The sequence below is a fragment of the Pseudomonas sp. B22(2017) genome, assembly GCF_002113105.1.
Classification (GTDB): Bacteria; Pseudomonadota; Gammaproteobacteria; order Pseudomonadales; family Pseudomonadaceae; genus Aquipseudomonas; species Aquipseudomonas asiatica.
The window spans coordinates 158824-169737 of the sequence record NZ_NEJN01000011.1; the positions used below are offsets into that span (position 1 = coordinate 158824).

Sequence of the window (10914 nt, forward strand, 5' to 3'; positions counted from 1 at the left end):
CAGGCTCGGTATTGTTGCAAATGTTTTCATGTCGATAGGGCCCGCAGCAGGTAGAATCGAGCACTTGCTTAGCCTGCTATGGATTCCTGATGAACCTGCGAATGGTGCTCATCCTGGGCGCACTCAGTGCGTTCGGGCCCTTGGCGATCGACTTCTACCTGCCTGCTTTCCCGGCCATGGCGCAGGCGTTCGCCACCGATGAAAAACACGTCCAGGCCACTTTGGCCGCCTACTTCCTTGGCCTGTCCATCGGGCAACTGGCCTACGGGCCGGTGGCTGACCGCTTTGGCCGACGCAAGCCGCTGATGTTCGGGGTGACCCTGTTCACCCTGGCGTCACTGGCCTGTGCCTATGCCCCCAACCTCGATACCCTGGTGCTGGCGCGGTTTGTCCAGGCGTTGGGCGGTTGCGCCGGGATGGTGCTTTCGCGGGCCATCGTCAGTGACAAGTGCGACCCGGTGGCCTCGGCCAAAGTGTTCTCGCAGCTGATGCTAGTCATGGGCCTGGCGCCAATCCTGGCACCGATGCTGGGCGGGGTGCTGGTGAACGTGGCCGGCTGGCAATCGATCTTCCTCGCCCTGAGCCTGTTCAGTGCCGGCTGCCTGCTGGCGGTCAGCCTGGGCCTGCCGGAAAGCCTGCCCGAGCACATACCGCGGCAACCGCTGTCTGGCGCCATGCGCCAATACTTGCGTCTGTTCGCTGACCGGGTGTTCGTCGGCCATGCCCTGACCGGTGGTATCGCCATCGCCGGCATGTTTGCCTACATCGCCGGTTCACCTTTCGTGTTCATCAAGCTCTACGGCGTGCCGGCCGAGCATTACGGCTGGTTGTTCGGCACCAATGCCGCCGGCTTCATCCTGGTGGCGCAGGTGAATGCACGCTTGCTGGCCAAGCGCGGGCCGGCGTTTCTGTTGGCGCGTGCGGTGTGGCTGTACCTGGCTGCGGGCTTGGTGTTGCTGGCCGTGGCGGCAATGCGGCCAACACAGCTGTGGCCACTGCTGGTACCGCTGTTCGTCTGCATCTCCAGCCTTGGCTGCATCATCCCCAACGCCTCTGCCTGTGCCATGAGCGGGCAGGGGGCGCGGGCCGGCAGTGCCTCGGCGCTGATGGGCTGCCTGCAGTTCAGCGTTGCCGCCGGCGCAGCAGCGCTGGTCGGGCTGCTGCATGATGGCAGTGCGGTACCGATGGCGCTGGTGATCAGCCTGTGCGGGGCGCTGGTGGTCAGTGTCGCGCTGCTGACCCGACGCTTGCCGGCCAAGGCTCCCGCATAAGCGGGTGAGGTGCATGCAGGCGGGTTTCCAGCGTGGCGACGAAGGCACGCGCCTCGGCCTCGCTGCGGAAACTGACCACGTGTTGATCGAGCTGGACCTGCCAGGGGCAAGCGGGGTTTCGGCTCGACGCACTGACGACAATTTTCATCGCGGCATACCTCCAAAGGGGGAGAGCGGATGAAGTGTAGCGCTGCACCTTCTGCCCGCCATGACCTGCATCAGTGTCCTGACTGACGGTCGGCAAGAATGTTTTCTACATGTTTTTTCCTGCTTGGGGTGCAATGCCCGCAAGCACGTGGAACCTTCGCTTTGGCTTGCGCTACTTGTGGAAATTGGTTGTCGGCCGCGTCCGAAGTTGCATCCGGTGTTTTTTCCGCCTGTCGTTCCCGGGCTCCTGCCATGTGTGCCGGGCTGCTTGCCCACGCGGTCCGGGCAGCTTTCACGCACTGCTTCACTGCTTGCCATGGGTAGGCATACCCAGTGGTATTTTGCCTGTGGCACCACTGCGCGGCGCTGCCTGAATGGCGTTTTTTGCGGCTTATACTGGCGAACCAGGCCAGTGCCAGCGAGAGGCGCTTCCCTGCCAGGGGTGGCCATCGCATCCACACAGTGAACTTGCAGGGAGTTACAGGGACATGAACGCAGCCAGCAGTATCAGCCAGATTGCCAGCCTGATGGCCGACCCCAAGCGCAGTGCCATGTTGTGGGCATTGATCGATGGCACGCCGCGGCTGGCCAACGAGCTCGCGGTAATGACAGGCCTGACCTCGTCATCGGCCTGCGCTCATCTTTCGTTGTTGTCGTCGGCCGGTTTGCTCCGGCACGAAGCGCGGGGGCGCAAGCGCTACTTCCGGCTGGCCACCCCGCAAGTCGGGGCAGCGGTGGAGGCCCTGGCCAGTGTCCAGTTGGAGAGTGCCAGGGGGGAGCGGGCCAAGGCACCGGTATCACCGCTGCCCATGTCGATACGCAGGGCGCGTCGCTGTGGCGATCACCTGGGCGGGGAACTGGCCGGTGAGCTGTATCACCGTCTGGTGGTGGCCGGCTGGCTGGAGGGTAGTGGTCGGCAGTTGATGGTAAGCGAAGAGGGGCGGACGCAGCTGGCTTTGGTCGGGGTCTACATCGATGCCTTGGCGCCGCACCAGCAACGTGGCTGCGTGATCTGCCGCTGCACCGAGTGGAACGACCATGGGCCGCACCTGGGCGGCGTGCTGGGGCAGGCCTTGTTCCGGCTGTTCCTGCAATCTGGCTGGATGCGCGAGGCCGAGGACTCGCGGGCATTGCATATTTCTGCGTTGGGTATCCAGCAGATCAATCGCATTGCCCGCGTGCCGACGTTGCAGGTAGGTTGACGGCGCCACAGATATGTCGCCGTCAGGTCATTCAGGCCAGCCGGGCATCCAGGCTGTTCTGGGCCAGTCGACGGGCCTGGTCTTCGGTCATGCCCAAATGGGTGTACAGGGCGTGGAAGTTTTCGGTGACATAGCCGCCGAAGTAGGCCGGGTCGTCAGAGTTGACCGTGACCTTCACGCCGCGCTCGAGCATCTCGAGGATGTTGTGTTGGCTCATGTGGTCGAACACGCACAGCTTGGTGTTCGACAGCGGGCACACCGTGAGCGGGATCTGCTCGTCGATGATGCGCTGCATCAGGCGCTCGTCCTCGATGGCGCGCACACCGTGGTCGATACGCTTGACCTTCAGCAGGTCCAGGGCTTCCCAGATGTACTCGGGCGGGCCTTCCTCGCCGGCATGGGCAACGGCGACCAGGCCTTCGCTGCGGGCGCGGTCGAACACTCGCTGGAACTTGCTCGGTGGGTGCCCCATTTCCGAGCTGTCCAGGCCAACGGCGATGAACGCATCGCGGAATGGCAGGGCCTGGTCGAGGGTTTTCTGTGCTTCATCTTCGCTGAGGTGGCGCAGGAAGCTGAGGATCAGGCCACTGCTGATGCCCAGTTGCTCGCGACCGTCCTTCAACGCCTGGTTGATGCCGTTGAGCACCACCTCGAAGGGGATGCCGCGGTCGGTGTGGGTCTGTGGGTCGAAGAACGGTTCGGTGTGGATCACGTTCTGCGCCTTGCAGCGTTGCAGGTAGGCCCAGGTCAGGTCGTAGAAGTCCTGCTCGGTGCGCAGCACGTCGGCGCCCTGGTAATACAGGTCGAGGAACTCCTGCAGGTTGTTGAAGGCATAGGCACCGCGCAAGGTCTCCACATCGGCCCAGGGCAGGGCGATCTTGTTGCGCTCGGCCAGGGCGAACAGCAGCTCGGGCTCCAGCGAGCCTTCCAGGTGCAGGTGCAGTTCGGCCTTGGGCAGGGCGTTCAACCAGTCATACATGGTGGGTCATCTCAATCAGGTACGGTTGCCGCCATTCTACAGAGCCTTGCCGGGCATTGCGCCCGGCCAGGCTGCGACCTGGTGAATCACCAGACCAAGGGTTCGCCCTTGTAGTTGATGAAGCGCAGGCCGCCGTTGCCGCTTTGCGCCTTGATCTGTTCAAGCATGCCGCGGGTGCTGGTCAGCACGTCGATCTCGGCGTTTTCACCGCCCATGTCGGTTTTCACCCAGCCCGGGTGCATGGCCAGCACGCACAGGTCGGGGCGTTGTTGCTCGACGACGAAGCTGTTGATCATCGAGTTCAGGGCCGCCTTGCTGGCCTTGTACAGGCAGATTTCGCCGCCATCGGGGATGGTCACGCTGCCGAGGATCGAGCTCATGAAGGCCAGCACGCCGCTGCTTTCGCGTACCTGACCGACCAGGCGGCGAGCCACGCGGATTGGCGCCACGGCGTTGGTCATGAACAGGTCGCCGATGTCCTTGTTCTGCACCGTCTCCAGGTCTTGCGGCAGAGGCCCCATGACCCCGGCGTTGATGAACACCAGGTCGAAGACTTGGTCTTGCAGGCGTTGCTTGAGGCCATCGAGCTGGGTCGTGTCGTTCATTTCCAGCTGTTCGATGCGCACGCCGGGCACGTCCGCCAGGGCGCCGGGCTGCTGCGGGTTGCGCACGGTGGCGGTGATGTTCCAGCCGTCTTCCTGGAGGCGTTGCACCAGGCCCAGGCCTAGCCCGCGCGAGGCGCCGATGATGAGTGCGGTTTTTGCGTTAGCCATTTGGATGCGCTCCGTGATCGGTTCGAAGAAGGATATTGAGGATAATGCACTGTGGTGCCGAGCGCCTCGTGGTGGGCTGTACGAAAAATCACCAGTTGCGTCAGGCCCTTGTACGGCGTGGCCTTCGGCCTGTTGGCGCACGGGTTATCCACAAGCTGGTCCACAGTTATTGTGTGCAAGCGCAGATTGCTTGCGGGGGGTACGCAGGCTGGGGACCTGGGGATAACCTCAGGAGCATCAACGGTTTGCGGCTGTCATCAAATGGTGATCAAAATATGATCAAGCCTCTGTAGCCCTTGATTAATGCTGCCTGCAAGCGAATGCCCCAAGCTTATCCACAGGCCGGCCCACAGTTGTTGTGGGCAATGTTCAACGTGCTTCGAGCAGAATGCGCCCGCGGCTCAAGTCGGCCAACTGCTGCTGAATTTGCGCCAGATGGGTGTCGCCGAGTGCAATCAGCAGGTCCACGCCATTGGCGGTGAATTGTTCGTCCAGAACCAGGCCGTCAACCTCTGCCAGGCGCAGCTTCACCAGTGCCAGTTCGCTGAAACTGCAACTGCAGGTGAATTCGCTGCGCTGCACCAGAAGCCGCTTGGGTGCCTGTTGCAGGCATTTGTTGGCGCCGCCGCCGTAGGCCCTGGCCAAGCCGCCAGTTCCCAGCTGAATGCCGCCGTACCAGCGGATTACCAGCACCACCACCTGGTCGCAGTCCTGCGCCTCGATGGCCGCGAGGATTGGCCGCCCCGCGGTACCGCCAGGTTCGCCGTCATCGCTGCTGCGGTACTGGGCGCCAAGCTTCCAGGCCCAGCAGTTGTGGGTGGCGGCCAGGTCGCTGTGGCGTTCGATGAAACTCATCGCGTCGGCGGCACTGCTGATCGGCCCGGCCAGGGTGATGAAGCGGCTTTTGCGGATTTCCTCGCGGTACTCGCAGAGGTCGAGCAGGGTAGAAGGCATAAATGACGATCAGGCAGCCGGCTTGATGCCGCAGCCCTTCAAAATGATGTGGATAAGATTGTTGCTCGCGTCTTCCATGTCCTGCTTGGTCAGGCGGCTGCGGCCGGTCACCTGGCAGATCTGGGTGGCGAAGTCGGCGTAGTGCTGGGTGCTGCCCCACAGCAGGAAGATCAGGTGCACCGGGTCGACCGGGTCCATCTTTCCGGCTTCGATCCAGGCCTGGAACACCGCGGCCCGGCCGCGGAACCATTCGCGGTAGTCGGCACTGAAGTATTCGCTCAGGCAGGTGCCGCCGCTGATCACTTCCATGGCGAAAATCCGCGAGGCTTGCGGGTTGCGCCGGGAGAACTCCATCTTGGTGCGGATGTACTGGCTCAGGGCTTCGCCCGGATCGTCGTCGACGCTCAAGGCGTTGAAGGTGCTGTCCCACAACTCGATGATGTTGCTGAGTACGGCAATGTACAGGCCCAGCTTGTTGGTGAAGTAGTAATGCAGATTGGCCTTGGGCAACCCCGCCTTGAGGGCGATGGTGTTCATGCTGGTGCCCTTGAAACCATGGCGGGCAAACTCGTCTTCGGCGGCCTGGATAATGGCCTGTTCGTTCTTCTGGCGGATGCGGCCCGCGGGCTTGCCCGAGGCGGAGAGGCGATGCGCAGGGACTTCTAGGGTCATGGACGATTCCGTACGGGTCAGTGGCTGCGGCTGTCGGACAAGATTACCTGCCTGTGCCGAAGTGACAAGCGTTTGCGGCACAGACTGGCATCAGCGTGTCGCAGCCAGGCTTTCGAGGAAGCTTTCCAGTACCAGGTTCGGCCGCCGGCCCTTGCGCGTTACCCAGCTGAGACTCAGGTCATAGAAGCGTTCCCGGGGCTTGAGGGCACGCAAGCGGCCTTGCTGCACCCAGAACGTGGCGTAGTGGTCTGGCAGGTAGCCGATGTAGCGCCCGGTAAGGATGAGAAACGCCATGCCTTCGCGGTCCGAAGCACTGGCCGTGCAATTCAGTGCCTGGTAATGCGCCTGGATTTCGGCCGGCAGGCGGAAGGTGGGGGTGATGGCTTCCTGGCTGTTGAGGCGGTCGTCGTCGATCTGCTGGTCATCGGCATAGAACAGCGGGTGGCCGACTGCGCAGTACAGCAGTGAGCGCTCACTGTACAGCGGCTGGTACTCGAGGCCCGACAGCGGGCTGGTCTGCGGCACCACGCCGACATGCAGGCTGCCATCGAGCACACCGTGCTCGACCTGGCTGGGTGCGATCATGCGGATCTGGATGCGCACATCGGGGCCGCGGTCCTTGAGCTCGGCCAGGGCATGGGTAATGCGCATGTGCGGCAGCGTCACAAGGTTGTCGGTCAGGCCAATGTTCAGCTCTCCACGCAAATGCTGGTGCAGGCCGTTGACCTCGGTGCGGAAGCTTTCCAGGGCGCTGAGCAGTTGCAGCGCCGAGTGGTAGACCTCGCGGCCTTCCTCGGTCAGTGAGAACCCGGCGCGGCCGCGCTGGCACAGGCGCAGGCCGAGGCGTTGCTCGAGGTCGTTCATCTGCTGGCTGATGGCCGAACGGCCAATGCCCAGCACGTTTTCGGCGGCCGAGAAACCGCCGCACTCTACGACACTGCGGTAGATCTTCAGCAGGCGGATGTCAAAATCGCTGACTTGGGCGAGTGGATCGGGGCGTCGGCTCATTAGTTTAGTCAGGGCCTGTCTGAAGATTAGAAATGTTGGCTTTTCCAGACTTTATCGCCGTGCCAATTTAGCTGCAACAACATCCATCGTTGCCTAATCGTCTTCCGAGGAACCGCCGATGAACATGCCCGAAACCGCCCCCGCCGGTATCGCCAGCCAGCTCAAGCTGGATGCGCACTGGATGCCCTACACCGCCAACCGCAACTTCCAGCGCGACCCACGCCTGATCGTGGCGGCCGAAGGCAGCTACCTGTTCGACGACCAGGGGCGCAAGATCTTCGATGCCCTGTCCGGTTTGTGGACCTGCGGCGCCGGGCACACCCGCAAGGAAATCACCGAAGCGGTGGCTCGCCAGATCGGCACACTGGACTACTCCCCGGCCTTCCAGTTCGGCCACCCGCTGTCGTTCCAGCTGGCCGAGAAGATCACCGAACTTACCCCGGGCGACCTGAACCATGTGTTCTATACCAACTCCGGTTCCGAGTGTGCCGACACCGCGCTGAAGATGGTGCGTGCCTACTGGCGCCTGAAAGGCCAGGCGACCAAGACCAAGATTATCGGCCGTGCTCGCGGCTACCACGGCGTGAACATCGCCGGCACCAGCCTCGGTGGCGTCAACGGTAACCGCAAGCTGTTCGGTCAGCTGCTGGATGTCGACCACCTGCCTCACACCGTGCTGCCGGTCAACGCCTTCTCCAAAGGCATGCCGGAAGAGGGTGGTATCGCCCTCGCTGACGAGATGCTCAAGCTGATCGAGCTGCACGACGCCTCCAACATCGCTGCCGTGATCGTAGAGCCGCTGGCGGGTTCGGCTGGTGTTCTGCCGCCGCCGAAGGGTTACCTGAAGCGCCTGCGTGAAATCTGCACCCAGCACAACATCTTGCTGATCTTCGACGAAGTGATTACCGGCTTCGGTCGCATGGGCGCGATGACTGGCTCCGAAGCCTTCGGCGTGACCCCGGACCTTATGTGCATCGCCAAGCAGGTGACCAACGGCGCTATCCCGATGGGCGCGGTTATCGCCAGCAGCGAGATCTACCAGACCTTCATGAACCAGCCGACCCCGGAGTACGCCGTGGAATTCCCGCACGGCTACACCTACTCGGCCCACCCGGTAGCCTGCGCCGCCGGTATCGCCGCGCTGGACCTGCTGCAGAAGGAAAACCTGGTGCAGGCCGCCGCCGAGCTAGCGCCGCACTTCGAGAAGCTGCTGCATGGCGTGAAGGGCACCAAGAACATCATCGATATCCGCAACTACGGCCTGGCCGGCGCGATCCAGATCGCTGCCCGCGACGGTGATGCCATCGTGCGTCCGTACGAGGCAGCGATGAAACTGTGGAAGGCAGGCTTCTATGTACGCTTCGGTGGCGACACCCTGCAGTTCGGCCCAACCTTCAACACCACGCCGCAGGAACTGGATCGCCTGTTCGACGCAGTAGGCGAAACCCTGAACCTGATCGACTGATCTTTCCGATTCTGATGCCTGGCGCGTGAACGCATCGCGCGCCTGCCTCAACCTTCTTTATCTGGAGTTTTGCATGAGCATTGTTCAGCACCTGATCCATGGCGAACTGGTTACCAAGGGTGAGCGCACCGCCGATGTCTTCAACCCGTCCACCGGCCAGGCCGTGCGCAAAGTCGAGTTGGCCAGCCGCGCGACCGTGCAGGAAGCGATCGACTCGGCCAAGACTGCCTTCCCGGCCTGGCGCAACACCCCACCGGCCAAGCGCGCCCAGGTGATGTTCCGTTTCAAGCAACTGCTGGAGCAGAACGAAGCGCGTATCTCGCAGATGATCAGCGAAGAGCACGGCAAGACCCTGGAAGATGCTGCCGGCGAACTGAAGCGTGGCATCGAGAATGTCGAGTTCGCCTGCGCCGCGCCTGAAGTGCTCAAAGGCGAGTACAGCCGCAACGTCGGCCCGAACATCGATGCCTGGTCCGACTTCCAGCCGCTGGGCGTGGTTGCCGGTATCACCCCGTTCAACTTCCCGGCCATGGTGCCGCTGTGGATGTACCCACTGGCCATCGCCTGCGGCAACGCCTTCATCCTCAAGCCTTCCGAGCGCGACCCGAGCTCGACTCTGTTCATCGCCCAGCTGCTGCTGGAAGCCGGCCTTCCGAAGGGTATCCTCAACGTGGTGCATGGCGACAAGGAAGCGGTGGATGCGCTGATCGAAGCGCCGGAAGTGAAGGCCCTGAGCTTCGTCGGTTCGACTCCGATCGCCGAGTACATTTACGCTGAAGGCACCAAGCGCGGCAAGCGTGTGCAGGCTCTGGGTGGTGCGAAGAACCATGCGGTGCTGATGCCGGATGCCGACCTGGACAATGCCGTGAGCGCACTGATGGGGGCGGCCTACGGTTCGTGCGGCGAGCGTTGCATGGCCATTTCGGTGGCGGTATGCGTGGGTGACCAGGTGGCTGACGCCCTGATTGCCAAGCTGGAACCGCAGATCAAGGCACTGAAGATTGGGGCCGGCACCTCGTGCGGCCTGGACATGGGGCCGCTGGTGACGGCTGCTGCCCGTGACAAGGTAGTGGGCTACATCGATGACGGTGTTGCTGCTGGCGCCAAGCTGGTGGTGGATGGCCGTGGCTTCCGTGTGGCTGGTAATGAGGATGGCTACTTCGTCGGTGGCACCCTGTTCGACAAGGTGACCCCGGAGATGCGTATCTATAAAGAAGAGATCTTCGGCCCGGTGCTGTGCGTAGTGCGTGTGAACAGCCTGGAGCAGGCCATGCAACTGATCAACGATCATGAGTATGGCAACGGCACCTGCATCTTCACCCGTGACGGTGAAGCGGCGCGCCTGTTCTGCGACGAGATCGAAGTGGGCATGGTCGGTGTGAACGTACCGCTGCCGGTGCCGGTGGCCTACCACAGCTTTGGTGGCTGGAAGCGCTCGCTGTTCGGTGACCTGCATGCCTATGGTCCGGACGGTGTGCGCTTCTATACCCGTCGCAAGGCGATTACCCAGCGCTGGCCGCAGCGGGCCAGCCATGAGGCTTCGCAGTTTGCGTTCCCTAGTTTGTAAGGGATGAAGCGGAAGCGGGGAGGCCGACAGGCCTCCCCGCTTTGTTTTTGGGGTTTGGTGTTTTGGCTTTTGGTTGTCGTGTGCGTCAGGGCGGCTATGGGCCTGTCTTGAGATGGCATTGGCTTTGAGAGGTGGCTGTCTTGGGTTTTCTGGCGCCTGTGAGATCGAGCGCCGCCCGCGCGGCGCTTCGCAGCACAAGGCTGCTCCTACCGTTTGTTTCGGGCCAATTATTCCTGTGAGAACGGCACGCGACCGCCTTGGCGTCCACCTCGATGTCGCGTCGGGCAAACAAGGCGGTCGCGTGCGCAGGCACAGGCGTGACTGGCCCGAAACAGATGTAGGAGCAGCCTTGTGCTGCGAAGCGCCGCGCGGGCGGCGCTCGATCTCATAGGTGCAGAAGGTGTTGTGGCGAACATCTGGTGGCCTTTATAAGGTCTTCGCCTGGGATATTTCAAATAAATGAAATTAACCCTTGACCGCCTTCTGAATCCCCTTATAATGCGCCCCACTTCCAGCGACGCCGGAACGACAAACTCCTTGATTTTCAAAGAGTTAGATAGTTGAAGCGAAGTTGAAAGGGCTACGATCAAATGATCGCCAGCGGTTGAGATGATGGTTGACAGCGCTTCTAAACGCTGTATGATTCGCCTCCCGCTACGAGAGATCGCAGCGAGTCAAGTGTTTGAAGCTAAACGAGTTTCTCGCAAAAAACTTCAAAATAAACACTTGACAGCAAATGAGGAAAGCGTAGAATGCGCGCCTCGGTTGAGACGAAACGCTCTTAACCAAACGCTCTTTAACAAATCGAATCAAGCAATTCGTGTGGGTGCTTGTGAGTACGGACTGATAGTCACAAAGATTATCAGCATCACAAGT

The 10914-nt window shown here is 61.9% G+C and carries 11 protein-coding genes; 5 read left to right on the forward strand and 6 right to left on the reverse strand.

Annotation, left to right across the window (positions count from 1 at the left end):
* Positions 1 to 89: 89 nt before the first annotated feature.
* On the forward strand, positions 90 to 1271 hold the full coding sequence (locus CAG18_RS20810; RefSeq protein ID WP_015268836.1) for a multidrug effflux MFS transporter: 1182 nt from the start codon (positions 90 to 92) through the stop codon (positions 1269 to 1271).
* On the opposite strand, the gene CAG18_RS27350 is transcribed toward CAG18_RS20810, so the two are convergent.
* Positions 1222 to 1419: a hypothetical protein gene (locus CAG18_RS27350; RefSeq protein WP_015268837.1), complete on the reverse strand. Its 198-nt coding sequence runs from the start codon at positions 1417 to 1419 to the stop codon at positions 1222 to 1224. The genes CAG18_RS20810 and CAG18_RS27350 overlap by 50 nt on opposite strands.
* Before the next feature lie 487 nt (positions 1420 to 1906).
* Here CAG18_RS27350 and CAG18_RS20820 point away from each other — a divergent pair, with 487 nt between their 5' ends.
* Positions 1907 to 2620, forward strand: a complete 714-nt coding sequence (locus tag CAG18_RS20820; protein ID WP_085721449.1) for a helix-turn-helix transcriptional regulator — start codon at positions 1907 to 1909, stop codon at positions 2618 to 2620.
* Positions 2621 to 2651: 31 nt separating this feature from the next.
* On the opposite strand, the gene CAG18_RS20825 is transcribed toward CAG18_RS20820, so the two are convergent.
* From CAG18_RS20825 to CAG18_RS20845, 5 genes are all read right to left on the reverse strand, one after another.
* Positions 2652 to 3599, reverse strand: coding sequence for an adenosine deaminase (locus CAG18_RS20825; protein ID WP_013970740.1), 948 nt, complete (start codon positions 3597 to 3599; stop codon positions 2652 to 2654).
* 86 nt (positions 3600 to 3685) lie between these two features.
* Positions 3686 to 4372, reverse strand: a complete 687-nt coding sequence (locus CAG18_RS20830) for an SDR family oxidoreductase (RefSeq protein WP_085721450.1) — start codon at positions 4370 to 4372, stop codon at positions 3686 to 3688.
* Positions 4373 to 4741: 369 nt separating this feature from the next.
* A complete protein-coding gene (locus tag CAG18_RS20835) occupies positions 4742 to 5326 on the reverse strand; it encodes a YigZ family protein (protein ID WP_015268839.1) in 585 nt (194 codons plus the stop codon).
* A gap of 9 nt (positions 5327 to 5335) precedes the next feature.
* Complete coding sequence (locus CAG18_RS20840; RefSeq protein ID WP_003257076.1) at positions 5336 to 5998, reverse strand: TetR/AcrR family transcriptional regulator; 663 nt, start codon at positions 5996 to 5998, stop codon at positions 5336 to 5338.
* A gap of 90 nt (positions 5999 to 6088) precedes the next feature.
* On the reverse strand, positions 6089 to 7006 hold the full coding sequence (locus CAG18_RS20845; protein ID WP_013970743.1) for a LysR family transcriptional regulator: 918 nt from the start codon (positions 7004 to 7006) through the stop codon (positions 6089 to 6091).
* Between the two features lie 118 nt (positions 7007 to 7124).
* Here CAG18_RS20845 and CAG18_RS20850 point away from each other — a divergent pair, with 118 nt between their 5' ends.
* The 3 genes from CAG18_RS20850 to CAG18_RS27175 form a co-directional block, all read left to right on the forward strand.
* The gene (locus tag CAG18_RS20850) at positions 7125 to 8471 is read left to right on the forward strand and encodes an aspartate aminotransferase family protein (RefSeq protein ID WP_085721451.1); all 1347 of its coding nucleotides are present in this window, start codon (positions 7125 to 7127) and stop codon (positions 8469 to 8471) included.
* Between the two features lie 73 nt (positions 8472 to 8544).
* The gene (locus CAG18_RS20855) at positions 8545 to 10038 is read left to right on the forward strand and encodes a CoA-acylating methylmalonate-semialdehyde dehydrogenase (protein ID WP_085721452.1); all 1494 of its coding nucleotides are present in this window, start codon (positions 8545 to 8547) and stop codon (positions 10036 to 10038) included.
* 609 nt (positions 10039 to 10647) lie between these two features.
* Positions 10648 to 10914: hypothetical protein (locus tag CAG18_RS27175; protein ID WP_218191475.1), on the forward strand; the 267-nt coding region annotated here is incomplete at its 3' end.